At 39.6% G+C, this 15935-nt stretch carries 16 protein-coding genes; 12 read left to right on the top strand and 4 right to left on the bottom strand.

All coding sequences use genetic code 11. The features are described from left to right. Positions 1 to 50: 50 nt before the first annotated feature. Both ACUXZ4_RS05495 and proA read left to right on the top strand, forming a co-directional pair. Positions 51 to 473 (top strand): DNA polymerase III subunit psi, encoded by a 423-nt coding sequence (locus ACUXZ4_RS05495; protein ID WP_464973996.1) that lies wholly within the window; start codon positions 51 to 53, stop codon positions 471 to 473. A gap of 2 nt (positions 474 to 475) precedes the next feature. Then, entirely contained in the window at positions 476 to 1735 is a 1260-nt protein-coding gene (proA, locus tag ACUXZ4_RS05490; protein WP_464972223.1) for a glutamate-5-semialdehyde dehydrogenase, read from the top strand. A 46-nt stretch (positions 1736 to 1781) separates the two neighbouring features. Here the strand turns inward: proA and radA are convergent, their stop codons facing one another. Next, positions 1782 to 3161: a DNA repair protein RadA gene (gene radA, locus ACUXZ4_RS05485; protein ID WP_464972222.1), complete on the bottom strand. Its 1380-nt coding sequence runs from the start codon at positions 3159 to 3161 to the stop codon at positions 1782 to 1784. Next, positions 3162 to 4220 (bottom strand): CYTH domain-containing protein, encoded by a 1059-nt coding sequence (locus ACUXZ4_RS05480; protein ID WP_464972221.1) that lies wholly within the window; start codon positions 4218 to 4220, stop codon positions 3162 to 3164. 157 nt (positions 4221 to 4377) lie between these two features. Between ACUXZ4_RS05480 and ACUXZ4_RS05475 the strand changes: the two genes are divergently transcribed. The 10 genes from ACUXZ4_RS05475 to tilS all read left to right on the top strand — a co-directional run bounded on the left by ACUXZ4_RS05475 (position 4378) and on the right by tilS (position 14322). Continuing rightward, a complete protein-coding gene (locus ACUXZ4_RS05475) occupies positions 4378 to 5058 on the top strand; it encodes a TIGR00153 family protein (protein ID WP_464972220.1) in 681 nt (226 codons plus the stop codon). A 52-nt stretch (positions 5059 to 5110) separates the two neighbouring features. Continuing rightward, the gene (locus ACUXZ4_RS05470; protein WP_464972219.1) at positions 5111 to 6373 is read left to right on the top strand and encodes an inorganic phosphate transporter; all 1263 of its coding nucleotides are present in this window, start codon (positions 5111 to 5113) and stop codon (positions 6371 to 6373) included. A gap of 63 nt (positions 6374 to 6436) precedes the next feature. Then, positions 6437 to 7048 carry a TIGR04211 family SH3 domain-containing protein gene (locus ACUXZ4_RS05465; RefSeq protein ID WP_464972218.1) on the top strand — a complete coding sequence of 204 codons (612 nt, stop codon included), beginning with the start codon at positions 6437 to 6439 and terminating at the stop codon, positions 7046 to 7048. A 13-nt stretch (positions 7049 to 7061) separates the two neighbouring features. Then, positions 7062 to 8327 carry a multifunctional CCA addition/repair protein gene (locus ACUXZ4_RS05460; protein WP_464972217.1) on the top strand — a complete coding sequence of 422 codons (1266 nt, stop codon included), beginning with the start codon at positions 7062 to 7064 and terminating at the stop codon, positions 8325 to 8327. 83 nt (positions 8328 to 8410) lie between these two features. After that, positions 8411 to 9040, top strand: coding sequence for a lipoprotein insertase outer membrane protein LolB (lolB, locus tag ACUXZ4_RS05455; RefSeq protein WP_464972216.1), 630 nt, complete (start codon positions 8411 to 8413; stop codon positions 9038 to 9040). Then, complete coding sequence (ispE, locus tag ACUXZ4_RS05450; RefSeq protein WP_464972215.1) at positions 9040 to 9948, top strand: 4-(cytidine 5'-diphospho)-2-C-methyl-D-erythritol kinase; 909 nt, start codon at positions 9040 to 9042, stop codon at positions 9946 to 9948. The genes lolB and ispE overlap by 1 nt, the downstream gene beginning before the upstream one ends. 44 nt (positions 9949 to 9992) lie before the next feature. After that, positions 9993 to 10943 (top strand): ribose-phosphate pyrophosphokinase, encoded by a 951-nt coding sequence (locus ACUXZ4_RS05445; protein WP_464972214.1) that lies wholly within the window; start codon positions 9993 to 9995, stop codon positions 10941 to 10943. Between the two features lie 178 nt (positions 10944 to 11121). After that, entirely contained in the window at positions 11122 to 12075 is a 954-nt protein-coding gene (gene accA / locus ACUXZ4_RS05440; RefSeq protein WP_464972213.1) for an acetyl-CoA carboxylase carboxyl transferase subunit alpha, read from the top strand. Positions 12076 to 12138: 63 nt separating this feature from the next. Then, complete coding sequence (gene pdxY, locus ACUXZ4_RS05435; RefSeq protein ID WP_464972212.1) at positions 12139 to 12999, top strand: pyridoxal kinase PdxY; 861 nt, start codon at positions 12139 to 12141, stop codon at positions 12997 to 12999. Between the two features lie 42 nt (positions 13000 to 13041). Next, positions 13042 to 14322 carry a tRNA lysidine(34) synthetase TilS gene (gene tilS, locus ACUXZ4_RS05430; RefSeq protein ID WP_464972211.1) on the top strand — a complete coding sequence of 427 codons (1281 nt, stop codon included), beginning with the start codon at positions 13042 to 13044 and terminating at the stop codon, positions 14320 to 14322. A gap of 64 nt (positions 14323 to 14386) precedes the next feature. On the opposite strand, the gene ACUXZ4_RS05425 is transcribed toward tilS, so the two are convergent. Both ACUXZ4_RS05425 and glyA read right to left on the bottom strand, forming a co-directional pair. Then, complete coding sequence (locus ACUXZ4_RS05425) at positions 14387 to 14656, bottom strand: DUF1294 domain-containing protein (protein WP_464973995.1); 270 nt, start codon at positions 14654 to 14656, stop codon at positions 14387 to 14389. Between the two features lie 3 nt (positions 14657 to 14659). Next, positions 14660 to 15925: a serine hydroxymethyltransferase gene (gene glyA / locus ACUXZ4_RS05420; RefSeq protein ID WP_464972210.1), complete on the bottom strand. Its 1266-nt coding sequence runs from the start codon at positions 15923 to 15925 to the stop codon at positions 14660 to 14662. Between the last annotated feature and the right edge of the window lie 10 nt (positions 15926 to 15935).

Below are 15935 nucleotides of genomic sequence, written 5' to 3'. Positions count from 1 at the left end.
AAAATCCCCTTTACAATAGCTTTTCATCTCAATTAACAAAGGGCAAATCAGTGAATAGACGCGATCTTTTATTGCAAGAAATGGGCATTAAACAATGGCAATTGCGCCGTCCAGAAGCGTTAAAAGGCGTGGTGAATATTTCTGTTGCTGACAATATCAAACTCATCATTGTTGCTGAACAAACGCTGTCTGTGCAAGAACCTTTTATTCAAGATGTGCTACGCAGCATTGCTATTAATGTAAAGGATTGCCTGTTAATTGATTTTAGCCAAGTGGATCATTTGCAAACAACAACACCTGTACACTATTGGTTACTCTCTCAAAATCAACAAAAAATAGACCGCACTTTATCGCACTTTAGCCAAGTAACGAGTCTATGGCAAAGCCCTGATTTACCATTGTTAAAACAAAATGGAAAAGAAAAACGTCATCTGTGGCAACAAATTCAAACCGCCTTTCATTCAGAGGAATAATTATGACCGACTTAATTGCCATGGGAAAAGCTGCTAAACAAGCGGCATTTATCCTGTCCCAATTATCACAACAAGAAAAAAATCACGCATTATTGTGCATTGCAGAACAATTAGAACAACAAAAGGATCCTATTCTCGCAGCCAATGCAAAAGATATTGAAGCAGCCAAACAAAATGGACTGAGCGAAGCAATTATTGATCGCTTGTTATTGACGGAAGAACGCCTCAAAGGCATTGCTAATGATGTTCGTCATGTGGTTTCTTTGGCAGATCCTGTGGGAAAAATCATTGATGGCGGTGTATTAGACAGCGGTTTAAAATTGGAGCGAATTCGTGTTCCGCTTGGTGTTGTTGGCACTATTTATGAGGCGCGCCCAAATGTGACTATTGATGTAGCAAGCCTATGCTTAAAAACAGGAAACGCAGTTATTTTACGCGGAGGAAAAGAAACCCAACATTCAAACCAAATTTTAGTGGATGTCGTGCAAAATGCGTTACAACAATCTGGCTTACCAAAAGCGGCAGTTCAAGCTATTACAGATCCCAATCGTGATTTGGTGATGCAATTACTCAAATTGGATCGCTATGTTGATATGATAATTCCTCGCGGTGGAGCTGGATTGCATGAATTATGCAAACAACATTCCACTATTCCTGTGATTGTTGGTGGCATTGGCGTTTGCCACACCTTTGTTGAACAAAGTGCGGATCAAAATAAGGCACTTTCTGTAATTGAAAATGCGAAAACACAACGTCCAAGCACCTGTAATACTTTAGAAACCCTCTTGGTGCAAGGTAGCATAGCCGAGGAATTTTTACCTAAATTAGCACAGCATTTGCAATCAAAAGACGTAAAATTTCATGCAGATCACACCGCACTTTCTATTCTTGAAAAAGCCGGTGCCAATGTGGTTCCAGTAAAAGACCAAGAGATGCGCCAAGAATGGTTAAGTAAAGATTTAAATGTGGTTGTGGTAGAAGATTTAGTTGCAGCAATTGAGCATATTCGTGAATACGGCAGCCAACATTCTGAGGCAATCCTAACGGAATCGCAAAAATTAGCACAACAATTTGTGGCTCAGGTTGATGCTGCGGCAGTTTATGTTAATGCTAGCACTAGATTTACCGATGGTGCACAATTTGGCTTAGGTGCAGAAGTTGCAGTAAGTACGCAAAAGCTGCATGCAAGAGGTCCAATGGGGTTAGAAGCACTCACTACTTATAAATGGGTGGCGGTTGGCGATTACACTTCTCGTTCATAACATATCCGTAACATAAAAAAGGTGCATAATCATGCACCTTTTTTTGTTAAAAATCATCTAAAATGGTTAATGCATCGGACAGCTTCTTCACTGTAAAAACTTGCATATTTGGTACCGCACTTTTTGGCTTATTAGCAAAAGGCACAATAGCTCGCTTAAAGCCATGTTTAGCTGCTTCGTGAATTCGCTCTTGTCCACTTGTCACTGGGCGAATTTCGCCAGCCAATCCTACTTCACCAAAAACAACCAAATCCTGTGGCAAAGGGCGATTTTTGAAACTGGAAATTAAGGCTAGTAATAAGGCTAAATCCGCGCTAGTTTCCGTCACTTTGACACCACCAACCACATTCACAAACACATCCTGATCAGACATTTGCAAACCACCATGACGATGTAACACCGCCAATAATAATGCTAAACGGTTTTGTTCTAATCCCACTGCAACACGTCGAGGATTCCCTAACATCGAGTGGTCAACCAAGGCTTGAATTTCAACCAATAAAGGTCTTGTACCTTCCCAAAGTACCATCACTGAACTTCCGGGCATTTGCTCTTCGCTACGGGTTAAAAAGATCGCTGATGGATTCTTCACTTCGCGTAAACCTTGCTCCGTCATAGCAAAAACGCCCAATTCATTCACCGCACCAAAACGATTTTTATGGCTACGCAAGGTACGAAAACGAGAATCCGATTCCCCTTCTAATAACAAAGAAGCATCAATGGCGTGCTCTAACACTTTTGGACCAGCAAGTGTTCCATCTTTAGTGACATGCCCTACCATAATAATGGCAACCTGTCGGGTTTTAGCATAACGGGTTAGAAAAGAAGCACATTCACGCACCTGTGCCACTGAGCCAGGAGAAGATTGAATATCTGCCAAATGCATCACTTGAATGGAATCAATCACCATAATTTGCGGTTTCAATTGATCCGCCAATTGACAAATTTGCTCAACGGAGGTTTCAGAAAGCATTTGTAAACGATCCGTCGGCAATCCTAAGCGATTGGCGCGCATTGCCACCTGTTGCAAACTTTCCTCACCTGTCACATAAAGTGCGGTCAAATTTTTCGCTAAACCACACATCATTTGCAATAATAATGTTGATTTTCCCGCGCCCGGATGACCACCAATTAAAATGGCCGAGCCTGGTACAATGCCACCACCTAACACACGATCCAATTCATTAAATCCACTGGAAAATCTTGGTGTTTCTTGCAAACTAATTTCGGCTAAGGTTTGTACTTTAGCCTGCGTATCTCCTGCATATCCACTAAAGCGATCATTTTTAACCGCTGACTTAGCCGATACTAATCGCACTTCACTAATGGTATTCCAAGCTTTACAAGCGGAGCATTGCCCTTGCCAACGGGAAAACTCAGCTCCACAATCATTACAAACATAAGCTGTTTTTGGCGCTTTTGCCATTTACTTCACCGTTAATTTCATTAAGTTAATCATACGTTTAACATATTGTGGTTGCACTAATAGCTCAACTAATTTTTTCATCGCTAAGGTATTATCTTTTGTTTCACTATGTAAACGAATAATGTCACGAATATGTTCAAATAAATATTGATGATCTTCCCAAAGATCTGCTAATAGACTTTCGTCCAGATGGACGCCATCGTCAATTTGTTCTTGCCATGCAGCTTGCAGCAATTTTCCATTCTCTAAATAATGGTGGTACAAGTTGAAAAAAGCACCAACACGTTCAACCGTTTTCATAAAATCCTGTGCAAAAAACGCACCACCAAAACACATAGTCTCTTCAATTAATTGCTGTTCATGAACTAAAAGTGCGGTTAAAACTTGGCGAGAATTCACCGCACTTTGTTCTGTTTTTAGAAAATCGCGCCATTTTTCAATCCAATCAATTAAGCTTGGCACGCCACCTTTTGCTAATTGATAACCGCGCTGTGCTTTGCTCGCACTACTCAAACGCACACCATTCATTAAGCCTAAATTTGCCACAAAGGTCAGTAAATCTTGTACTTCACCATTTTTTAGTTCAAATTCTAATTCACAAATCGGTGAAACCTGACCATTCGCCATAATTTCGCCACGATCCAAGGCAATTTCAATTTCCGTATGCTGACCACATTCAATTAACCAACTATCACGCTCAAAATCGGTACTAAAAATAGGTTGTAAGGTTAAATTTTGAGGAAAATCGAACTCTTTCAGTGCCAATAATTTCTCTATATCAGGTTGGTTTGACGTTAAAGGCATATTGTATTCTGGACGAACATGTAACCCACCCGTCACATTGCCATCAGTTTTTAAGGTCATTTCAAACTGTTGATTTTCAGAACGAACACGCAACCCCATTTTATGACGGGCAAAATGACGATCAGCACTATCATAATAAGTGTTGCCTAAACTAGAATGTTGCTGTTTTAGAATGTGGAAATCAGTCAATAATTGGGGGATATTTTCAGCAAACTCATTGCTAATGGCTAATTTTAGCTCAATTTCATTCGACATTATTATTTCCTTTATAATCAATCTTCTACTTCATTCTAGCATAGAAGTGCGGTGAAAAATCTTGCAATATTATAAATCTTTTTGATTTAAATCGTGAGTTTTTCACTTACATATTGTAATATGCTCGCAATTTATCTTAAATCACTTGGAGTTCCTTATGGCAATCAACAATATTTTAGGATTATTTGCGCATTCGCCTTTAAAGCCTCTGCAGCAACATTCAGATACGGTTACTGAAGCTTGTAGTTTGTTAGTTCCTTTCTTTGAAGCGACATTTGCAAATAACTGGCAGGAAGCAGAGGAATTACGCTTACGCATTTCTGAAACAGAACGCCGAGCAGACACGTTAAAACGTGAAATTCGTCTAAAATTACCCCGCGGTTTATTCTTACCTATCGATCGAACTGATTTATTAGAATTAGTTACCCAACAAGACAAGCTCGCTAACTACGCCAAAGATATTGCAGGCAGAATGGTGGGACGCAACCTTGGTATTCCTTCTGAATTACAAGAAAATTTCATGTCATTCTTATGTCGTAGCCTTGACGCAACTGTACAAGCCCATCGCGTTATTGATGAAATGGATCAATTACTAGAAACCGGCTTTAGAGGACGTGAATTGCATTTTGTGAATAACATGATCACCGAATTAGATACAATTGAAGACGATACGGATCAAATGCAAATTAAATTACGTTTAATGCTACGTGAAATTGAAGATCGTTATAATCCAATCGATGTGATGTTCCTATACAAAATTTTTGAATGGATTGGTGTGTTGGCCGATCAAGCCCAGCGTGTAGGATCTCGTATTGAATTAATGTTAGCGCGTTCTTAATCTTTGGCAAAAGATAAGACCTCCCAAAGCTTGTAACCAATAGGAAACAACGATGGAATTATTAAATAACTATGGCACAATTTTAATTATTATTACTGCAGCCTTCGCCTTCTTTATGGCATTTGGTGTGGGTGCAAATGACGTATCAAATGCAATGGGTACTTCTGTTGGTTCAGGTACCATTACAGCAAAACAAGCAATTATTATCGCATTAATCTTTGAAGCTTCCGGTGCTTATTTAGCCGGTGGAGAAGTAACCGAAACTATTAAAAGTGGTATCATTGATGCTTCTGATTTTATCGCACATCCTGACACTCTCGTGTTAGGTATGATGTCAGCGCTCTTTGCTTCTGGATCTTGGCTTCTCATCGCTTCCCGCTGGGGATGGCCAGTGTCCACCACCCATTCAATTATTGGTGCTATCATTGGTTTTGCTTGCGTTACCGCAGGCGTTGCAGCAGTAAAATGGGGCGTGATTGGTGGCATTGTCGGTAGCTGGTTTATTACCCCAGTTATTGCTGGTGTGCTCGCATATGGTATCTTTTTCATTATTCAAAAACTCATTTTTGATACAGAAAACCCATTGCGTAACGCACAAAAATTCGGTCCTTACTTTATGGGCTTAACCGTTTTTATTCTCATCATCGTTACCGTATCTAAAGGATTGAAACACGTTGGACTTAACCTATCTAAAGGCGAAACCGTATTAATTTCCTTAGCTTTAAGTTCCATTTCCGTTGTAATCAGTTACTTCTACTTCCGCAGCAGAAACTTCATCAAAAAAGCACGCAAAGGGGTATTTGGTGGCGTTGAACGCGTATTTAGTATTCTCATGTTAATGACCGCTTGTGCAATGGCATTTGCTCATGGTTCCAATGACGTTGCAAATGCTATCGGACCTCTTGCTGCTGTTGTTAGTATTATCGAAAGTGGTGGCGATATTATGGCGAAAAATCCATTAGCTTGGTGGATTCTGCCATTAGGTGCCGCAGGGATTGCTGCAGGTTTGATCATTATGGGGTACAAAGTAATGGCGACCATTGGTACGGGCATTACAGATTTAACGCCAAGTCGCGGATTTGCCGCCCAATTTGCCACAGCCACAACCGTTGTGGTCGCGTCTGGTACAGGATTGCCTATTTCAACAACACAAACCTTAGTGGGTGCAGTACTTGGTATCGGTTTAGCACGCGGTATTGCTGCGTTGAATCTAACTGTAATTCGTAATATTATTGCCTCATGGATTGTTACTTTACCAGCTGGTGCATTCTTCGCGATTATCATTTACTATGCGTTAAATGCAATCTTCCGCTAAATTTAATAAAAGTGCGGTAAAAAATACCGCACTTTTTCTTCTCATAACTCATAGGATGACATAATGCAGAAAAGATTAACCTTTCTTTTGTCTATTTTATTATTAGGTACAGGTATTCAAGCAGCTCAAGCAGAAACACAATATGTAACAGAAAACTTACACACTTTTTTACGTAAAGGTGCAGGCGATAATTTTAAAATTGCAGGTTCTATCCAAGCAGGCGAAGAAGTGACTGTGCTAAATCGCCAAGATCGTTACTCACTCATTCGTGACAGTAAACATCGTGAAGCTTGGATCTTAAATTCTGAATTATCTTCTACCCCAAGCAGTAAAAATGAAAATCCAAAATTAAAAGCGCAAGTGCAAGACTTAACCCTAAAACTGAGCAAAATTGATGCGGATTGGCAACAAAGAACGGTAGAAATGCAACGTCGCGCGAAAGATAGCGATCAACGTAGCAGCCAACTATTAGAAGAAAATGCCCAATTAAAACGCGAATTAGAAATCACAAAAAATAAAAATCGTGATTTAGAGGCCTTACTCGATGCGGGCAAACGTGAAATTGCAATTCAATGGTTTATTTATGGCGGATCTGTTTTAGGCGTAGGCTTACTATTAGGCTTAATTATTCCACTCATCATGCCAAAACGTCGTCGTAGAGATGGCTGGGTATAAAGAGCCCATCGCCATGCAAATTTACCTTGTGGGTGGTGCCGTTCGAGATCAATTACTCGGTTTGCCAATAACAGATCGTGATTGGCTTGTAGTTGGTGCCACACCACAACAACTCCTTTCTCAAGGTTACATTCAAGTCGGCAAAGACTTCCCTGTTTTTCTTCATCCAGACAGTAAAGAAGAATATGCTTTAGCACGCACAGAACGCAAATCAGGTGCGGGTTATACTGGGTTTATTTGCGACTTTTCACCTGATATTCGTTTAGAACAAGATCTACAACGTCGTGATTTAACCATCAATGCCATCGCTCAAGATATGCAAGGCAATTACCATGATCCCTATGCTGGCATGGAAGATTTAAAACAAGGCATTTTACGCCATGTTTCTCCCGCTTTTGCTGAAGATCCTTTACGCGTGTTGCGTGTCGCTCGCTTTGCTGCGCGATTTCATCACTTAGGTTTTCGCGTTGCCGAAGAAACCCTTGAATTGATGCAACAACTCAGTCAACAAGGAGAGCTTGATTATCTCACGCCTGAACGTGTCTGGCTGGAAACAGAAAAAGCGCTTAATGAAAAAGATCCTCAAATTTATTTTGAAATATTAAGGCAAGCGGGGGCGTTAAAGGTCCTTTTCCCTGAACTCGACGCATTATATGGTGTGCCTAATCCTGTTCAACATCATCCGGAAGTCGATAGTTTTATACACACGATGTTGGTATTGCAACAAGCCAAACAACTCAGTGCATCAGAAGATATCAATAAAAGTGCGGTTTGTTTTGCCACAGTTTGCCACGATTTAGGCAAAGCGCTGACGGATAAATCTATTTTGCCTCATCATTATGGCCATGAAGAAAGAGGAATTCAGCCGACAAGACAACTTTGCCGTCGTTTTAATGTGCCGACTTATTACAAAGAACTTGCCGAACTAAGCTGCAAATATCATACCCATGTTCACAAAGCCTTTGAGTTACGCGCCGAAACCATTATGAAATTATTTAATCAGTTTGATATCTGGCGTAAACCGCAACGTTTCTTAGAATTTCTCACTGTATGCATGGCAGATACAAGGGGAAGAACGGGATTTGAACAACGCAATTACCCACAGAAAGACTATTTATTAGCTTGCTACCACCAGGCTAAACAAGTCGATGTGCAACAAGTAATCAATGATGGCTTTCAAAAGCAAGCTATTCGAGATGAATTAAATAGACGTCGCACAATGGCGATTAAAGCAAAACAACCTGAATTACGTGCTCAATTTTCAGCGTTGCTTAACTAAAACGGCAAAAAATGACACCGCACTTTACTAAGTCAGCATAAATTCGTAGAATACAGACTTGTTATTTTTAACTCAATGATATTATGAAATCGCCTCAATTTCTGCCAGTTTTGCTGTCCGCATTTGTTATGGCAGCCTGTACTAATTTAGATATTAGTGAACATCGTCCACAAGACGTAAAAACCATTGAAAAATCCGATCTCCGTTGGCAACAACATTTAGCTCAACTCAAAAAAATCAACACCTATCAAGCACAAGGTCAACTAGGTTACATCAGCGCAAAAGAACGTTTTTCAAGCCGCTTTGAATGGCAATATTATGCCGCCAATAATTATACCCTTAAACTCTACTCCACCATCAGTTCTACTAGTCTTGTGCTGCAAATGCACAATGCCGGCATGACAATTTCTGATAATAAAGGCAATAAACGTTCAGAAGCAGATGCCAAATATTTATTAAAAGAAATCATTGGAATGGAAGTGCCATTAGAGCATTTAGCAACTTGGTTAAAAGGTCAACCTGATGAACAGGCACAATACCAAGTGGGTGAGAATCATTACTTAGCGAATTTTAGCTATCCAGTAGAAGGGACAATGTGGACTGCAGATTATCTGGTTTATCATCAAACGCAACAACCCGCGTTACCAAAAGATATTTTGTTGAAAAATAATGCCCAAACCTTAAAAATTCGGGTCGATAATTGGAAATATTAATGAAAACTTATCGATTTTCCACCGCACTTTCAGATATAAATGCCCTCAAGCAAGGGAACGAAATTCGTTTCCCTTGTCCTGCCAAGCTCAATTTATTCTTATATATCAATGGCAAACGTGCTGATGGCTACCACGAATTACAAACTCTATTTCAATTTTTAGATTATGGCGATTGGTTAAGCATTAGCTTAAGAGAAGATAATCAAATTCATCTTAGCCCAGACATTCCTCATCTAAAAAAAGAAGACAATCTCATTTACCGCGCAGCGAAACTGCTGCAACAAGAAACAGGTTGCCAGTTAGGCGCCAATATACATTTAGATAAAATTCTGCCTATGGGCGGTGGTGTTGGTGGCGGTTCATCGAATGCCGCAACCACATTGTTAGCGTTGAATTATTTGTGGAAGACCAACCTGTCTTTACCACAGTTAGCCTCATTAGGTATTCAACTTGGGGCTGATGTACCTATATTTATTGACGGACGAGCTGCCGTTGCAGAAGGTGTAGGTGAAAAAATCCTGCCTTGTTATCCTGATGAAAAATGGTATGTGGTATTAAAACCGGATGTATCTATCTCGACAGCCAAGGTGTTCCAAGATCCAAATTTAACACGTGACACACCGAAAAAAGAGATGGCAACGCTATTAGCCGAGCCATACGTAAACGATTGCGAAAAAGTTGTAAGAAATCATTATTCAGAGGTTGAAGAATTACTCTGTTGGTTGTTAAAATATGCCCCTGCAAGATTAACGGGAACAGGTGCTTGTGTTTTTGCAGAATTTAGCTCTGAACAACAAGCGCAAGCTGTTTTTGCACAGAAACCAACGCATTTTACTGGTTTTGTTGCCCAAGGATGCAATATTTCGCCATTACATATATTGCTTAATCAACTTGAACAGCAAGCTTAATTATTTCCTTATATTGTAACTATAAACCCCGAGGTTCACTAAAAATGCCTGACATAAAACTCTTTGCTGGTAATGCCACACCAGAACTTGCTAAACGAATTTCTGAACGTCTTTATACATCATTAGGCGATGCAACAGTAGGTCGTTTTAGCGATGGAGAAATTCAAGTACAAATCAATGAAAATGTACGTGGTAGTGATGTATTTATCATTCAATCTACTTGTGCACCAACAAACGATAACCTAATGGAATTAATCGTAATGGTTGATGCATTACGTCGTGCTTCTGCAGGTCGTATTACTGCGGTTATTCCTTATTTTGGTTATGCTCGACAAGATCGTCGCGTGCGTTCTGCTCGTGTACCAATCACAGCAAAAGTTGTGGCTGATTTCCTTTCTAGCGTAGGTGTTGACCGCGTACTTACTTGTGACTTACATGCCGAGCAAATTCAAGGTTTCTTCGATGTGCCAGTGGATAACGTATTTGGTTCCCCTGTTTTATTAGATGATATTTTGAAAAAAACAGATTTAGTTAACCCAATCGTTGTTTCTCCTGATATTGGTGGTGTTGTACGTGCTCGTGCTGTTGCAAAATTATTAAACGACGCAGATATGGCAATCATCGACAAACGTCGTCCAAAAGCGAACGTTTCGCAAGTAATGCATATTATTGGTGATGTTGCTGGTCGTGATTGTATTCTTGTTGATGATATGATCGACACAGGCGGTACCTTAATGAAAGCAGCAGAAGCATTAAAAGAACGTGGTGCAAAACGCGTATTCGCTTATGCAACCCACGCAGTGTTCTCAGGTACTGCTGCACAAAACCTCGCAAGCTCAGCCTTAGATGAAATTGTTGTTACAGATACCATTCCATTAAGTGCAGAAATTAAAGCATTAGGTAAAGTTCGTGTATTAACTTTATCAGGCATGTTATCAGAAGCGATTCGTCGTATTAGCAACGAAGAATCTATTTCTGCGATGTTCAACAATTAAGTTTACGTTACGTCCAAAAGCTGCCCTCTGGCAGCTTTTATTTTATCCCCTCCTACCACTGAAAAAATACTGCAATTTCCCCTGAAAAAGCATAGAATATGGAACAAGTTTGCACTGTAAACAAATTACTGATAAAGTGCGGTGTGTTTTAGGCTAATTTTCATATTAAGGAAGAAAAATGAACCAGGAATATTTAGATTTCGAACTTCCGATCGCTGAATTAGAAGCAAAAATTGAATCATTACGCTCAGTATCTGGTGATGATGAGAGTATCAATCTTGATGATGAAATCAAACGCTTACAAAAGAAAAGTGAGGAATTGACGCAAAAGACTTTTGCTAACTTAGATGCGTGGCAAATTTCTCGTATGGCTCGTCATCCAAACCGCCCTTATACTCTTGATTATATTCAGCATATTTTCACTGATTTTGAAGAATTGGCTGGTGATCGTGCATTTGCAGATGACAAAGCAATTATCGGTGGTATTGCGCGTTTAGATGGCAAACCTGTGATGGTTATTGGTCATCAGAAAGGTCGCTCAACCAAAGAAAAAGTAATGCGTAATTTCGGTATGCCAGCACCTGAAGGCTATCGTAAAGCTTTACGTTTAATGCAATTAGCTGAACGCTTTAAATTACCTATTATTACGTTCATTGACACTCCTGGAGCTTATCCAGGTGTTGGTGCAGAGGAACGAGGACAAGCAGAGGCAATCGCACGTAATTTACGCGAAATGTCAACGCTAACAGTACCTGTTATCTGTACGGTGATTGGTGAAGGTGGTTCTGGCGGTGCGTTGGCTATCGGCGTTGGCGATAAAGTGAACATGCTACAATATAGCACCTATTCTGTAATTTCACCTGAAGGCTGTGCGTCTATTTTATGGAAAAGTGCAGACAAAGCTTCTACCGCTGCAGAAGTGATGGGGTTAACGGCAAATCGTTTAAAAGAGTTAGAATTAATTGACAATGTCGTGCCTGAACCATTAGGTGGAGCTCATCGCAATTATGCGGAAATGGCGCAAAATTTAAAAGATCGCATTAAACAAGATTTAGAGGATCTCAATGCACTGTCGTCGGATGATTTACTAGATCGCCGTTACCAGCGATTAATGTCTTACGGTTATTGTTAATGATTAAAAAGTGCGGTGAAATTAACCGCACTTTTATGCTATATCAAATTTAAAGGATTAGATATGAAAAATGTACTTTCCATTCAATCACATGTTGTCTTTGGCTATGCAGGGAATAAATCTGCCACCTTCCCTATGCAGCTAAATGGTATTGATGTATGGGCATTAAATACAGTGCAATTCTCCAACCATACCCAATATGGAAAATGGACAGGCATGGTTATCCCAAAAGAACAAATTGGTGAAATTGTTCGCGGTATTGATGAAATTGGCGAATTAAGCAAATGCGACGCTGTTGTATCAGGCTACATTGGCTCGGCTGAACAAGTGGAAGAAATAATTAAAGTCGCACAAAAAGTTAAAGCTGTTAATCCTAATGCATTATATTTATGTGATCCAGTTATGGGCAACGCAGAAAAAGGTTGCGTAGTGGCTGGTGGTGTGCGTGAAGGATTAATTGATATCGCCATGCCACAAGCAGATATTATTACCCCAAATTTACTGGAATTACGCGAGCTTAGTGGCTTGCCTGTTGAAAATATCGATCAGGCCATTGTTGCAGTACAACATTTATTAACTAAAGGCCCTAAAATTGTTATCGTGAAACATTTAGGATCCGCAGGACGTGACGAAGATAAATTTGAAATGTTAATGGCAACATCTGAAGGTGTATGGAGCCTTCGCCGCCCATTATATCCATTTGCTAAACATCCTGTAGGTGTGGGCGATTTAACTGCAGGATTATTCCTTGCTAATATGTTAAATGGTCAATCCGAATTAGACGCTTTTGAGCGTATGGGAAATGCTGTTCATGACGTGATGGCAATCACTTATCAGAAAAATTCTTATGAATTACAATTAATTGAGGCCCGCCATGTAATTATGAATCCAGTTTCAAATTATAAAGCGGAAAAAATTGCTTAATTAATTCTTATATTCGGGGCAGAAATTGCCCCACTATTTTAAATGCTAGCCCATATTTTTCAACATCAACTCAAACACTCAGCTTATTTAATTGCATTTAGCGGCGGTTTAGATTCCACTGCGCTACTTTCTTTATTAGCAAAATCCCGTCAAAATCAACCGCACTTACAATTAAGAGCGATTCATGTTCATCATGGTTTGAACCTTAAGGCAGATGATTGGGCAATGCATTGCGCACAAATTTGCCAACAATTTAATATTCCATTAATCATTAAAAAAGTGCAAATCAAACAAACGAGCAATATTGAGCAAGCCGCCCGAGAAGCTCGTTATCAAGCTATTTCGGAAGAACGAATGGCACATGAAGTCGTGGTTACTGCACATCATCTACAAGATCAAGCTGAAACTTTTTTTCTAGCATTAAAACGAGGCAGTGGCCTTAAAGGGTTAGGGGCGATGCAAGCTGAAAGCCGCTTAAACGATATGCCTATTTATCGTCCATTACTTAATATTAGCAGAAGTGAATTAGAAAAATATGTGACTGATGAAGGTTTAAGCTGGGTTGAAGATGACAGTAATGAAAACAATCGCTACGATCGCAATTTTTTGCGTAACCAAATTTTACCTCAATTGCGCGAACGCTGGAATTATTTTGATCAAGCAGTCGTGCGTAGCGCACAACATTGTTATGAACAACAACAATTAATTAATGAACTTTTAGCAGAAGAATTTGCACAAAACTTCGATAAAATTCACCGCACTTTTTCGCTCCAATATTTTGCTCAATACAGTAAAACCAAACAAAATGCTTTATTAAGAATGTGGTTTGAGCAACAAAATCAAGCGATGCCAAGCGCCAAACAATTAGAAAAAATCATTGCTGATGTCGCATTTGCAAGAGCTGATGCCAATCCTCAATTTCAATTGGCTGATAAAGTTGTGCGTCGCTATCAGCAGAAACTCTATCTCACACCACAATTCATCAATCTGCAGGATTACTGTATTCCTCTAAAAATAGGTCAACAAATTACATTACCTGACAACTTAGGATTACTCAGTTTGCAGCAAAACAGCGAGGAACTAATTTTTTGTTGGCAAAATGAACAACAAATTAAGCAGACAGTTTTAGCCAATACAAATCAGCCCATTAAGGTGAAATTTGCCTATTCAGGTACAGTTTGCATAAAGTCCAATGATCTGCATCGCGATATCAAAAAAATCTGGCAACAACATCAAGTACCAATTTGGCAACGTAACCGTATTCCATTGATTTTTTATGCTGATGAGTTAAAAGCTGCAATTGGCTATTTTGTTAATTACTAGCCTAGACTAACAAGGATAAACAATGATTAAAGAAAAAGTGCGGTGAAATTTCCGCACTTTTTTGTTACTTAATCATCAACCAAATCGGCAAAACAATCAAAAAAAGCACCGCACTTAAGATCACTACGGTTTTGAATTGCCAATGCTGAGTTTTATGATGGAAATGTTGCATACCTAAATGAACGCCCACAAAACCGCCCATAAAGCAGAATGAAAAGAAAATAGATTCTGCAATACGCCATTCTTTATTTTGCGCGCGTTGCTTATCTACTCGCATTAAAAAATAAGCGGCGATATTCATCGCCGCAAAATAAATAACAATAAACCAAAGCATCAATTAAGCTGCGTAAACTGGTAAGCGTTTGCAGATTTCTAATACTTTCACTTTCGTTGCTTCAATAACTGCTTCTTCTTCTGGTTTACCTAGGACGTCTAAGATATCACACATCCAGCCTGCAAGCTCTGCTGCATCTTTCTCATTGAAACCACGACGTGTGATTGATGGCGTACCAACTCGAATACCTGAAGTCACAAATGGTTTTTGTGGATCATTCGGCACTGAGTTTTTATTTACAGTGATATTTGCACGACCTAAAGCAGCATCTGCAGCTTTACCTGTTAAGCCCTGTTTAATGAAGCTCACAAGGAATAAATGGTTTTCTGTACCGTTTGAAACAACATCATAACCACGTTGTTTAAACACTTCCACCATTGCTTTCGCATTTTTAAGTACATTTTGTTGGTAAACTTTATATTCAGGTTCTAAAGCTTCTTTAAAGCATACCGCTTTCGCTGCCATAATATGCACTAATGGACCACCTTGACCTGCTGGGAATACTGCAGATTGTAATTTTTTATAGATTTCTTCATCACCACAAGCAGATAAAATCAAACCACCACGTGGACCACCTAAGGTTTTATGTGTTGTTGTGGTAACAATATGTGCGTGAGGAAGTGGATTTGGATATACACCGGCTGCAATTAAGCCTGCCACATGTGCCATATCAACGAATAAATAAGCACCGACTTCATCTGCGATTTCACGCATTTTTGCCCAATCAACAACTTGAGAATAAGCAGAGAAACCTGCAACGATCATTTTAGGTTTAGATTCTAATGCTTTTTGACGCACATCTTCATAATCGATCAAACCATCAGCGGTAATACCATATAAAACTGAATTATAGATTTTTCCTGAGAAACTTACTTTAGCACCATGAGTTAAATGACCACCATGCGCTAAGTCCATCCCTAAAATCGTATCACCTGGATTAATCAACGCCATATAAACCGCCGCATTTGCTTGTGAGCCAGAGTGCGGTTGAACGTTAGCATAATCTGCACCAAATAATTCTTTTGCACGATCAATAGCAAGTTGCTCAACGATATCAGCATATTCACAACCGCCGTAGTAGCGTTTACCTGGATAACCTTCTGCATATTTATTGGTAAATTGAGATCCTTGCGCTTCCATGACTCGTGGGCTCGCATAGTTTTCAGATGCAATTAACTCAATGTGTTCTTCTTGACGACGATTTTCATCTTGAATAGCTTGCCATAAAACCGGATCATAATCAGCGATAGTCATACTTTTGTTAAACATAAAGGTCTCC

This window comes from Reella acinonychis (assembly GCF_052828705.1).
This window is presented reverse-complemented; position numbering and strand designations above follow the sequence as displayed.

Excerpts from the sequence above, each read along its gene's own strand:
- pdxY (WP_464972212.1), top strand. The coding sequence starts at position 12,139 with ATGAAAAATGTACTTTCCATTCAATCACATGTTGTCTTTGGCTATGCA.
- ACUXZ4_RS05445 (WP_464972214.1), top strand. The coding sequence starts at position 9,993 with ATGCCTGACATAAAACTCTTTGCTGGTAATGCCACACCAGAACTTGCT.
- ACUXZ4_RS05465 (WP_464972218.1), top strand. The coding sequence starts at position 6,437 with ATGCAGAAAAGATTAACCTTTCTTTTGTCTATTTTATTATTAGGTACA.
- tilS (WP_464972211.1), top strand. The coding sequence starts at position 13,042 with ATGCTAGCCCATATTTTTCAACATCAACTCAAACACTCAGCTTATTTA.
- ACUXZ4_RS05460 (WP_464972217.1), top strand. The coding sequence starts at position 7,062 with ATGCAAATTTACCTTGTGGGTGGTGCCGTTCGAGATCAATTACTCGGT.
- ACUXZ4_RS05475 (WP_464972220.1), top strand. The coding sequence starts at position 4,378 with ATGGCAATCAACAATATTTTAGGATTATTTGCGCATTCGCCTTTAAAG.
- radA (WP_464972222.1), bottom strand. The coding sequence starts at position 3,161 with ATGGCAAAAGCGCCAAAAACAGCTTATGTTTGTAATGATTGTGGAGCT.
- accA (WP_464972213.1), top strand. The coding sequence starts at position 11,122 with ATGAACCAGGAATATTTAGATTTCGAACTTCCGATCGCTGAATTAGAA.
- ACUXZ4_RS05470 (WP_464972219.1), top strand. The coding sequence starts at position 5,111 with ATGGAATTATTAAATAACTATGGCACAATTTTAATTATTATTACTGCA.
- ACUXZ4_RS05480 (WP_464972221.1), bottom strand. The coding sequence starts at position 4,220 with ATGTCGAATGAAATTGAGCTAAAATTAGCCATTAGCAATGAGTTTGCT.
- ACUXZ4_RS05425 (WP_464973995.1), bottom strand. The coding sequence starts at position 14,656 with ATGCTTTGGTTTATTGTTATTTATTTTGCGGCGATGAATATCGCCGCT.
- proA (WP_464972223.1), top strand. The coding sequence starts at position 476 with ATGACCGACTTAATTGCCATGGGAAAAGCTGCTAAACAAGCGGCATTT.
- glyA (WP_464972210.1), bottom strand. The coding sequence starts at position 15,925 with ATGTTTAACAAAAGTATGACTATCGCTGATTATGATCCGGTTTTATGG.
- ispE (WP_464972215.1), top strand. The coding sequence starts at position 9,040 with ATGAAAACTTATCGATTTTCCACCGCACTTTCAGATATAAATGCCCTC.
- lolB (WP_464972216.1), top strand. The coding sequence starts at position 8,411 with ATGAAATCGCCTCAATTTCTGCCAGTTTTGCTGTCCGCATTTGTTATG.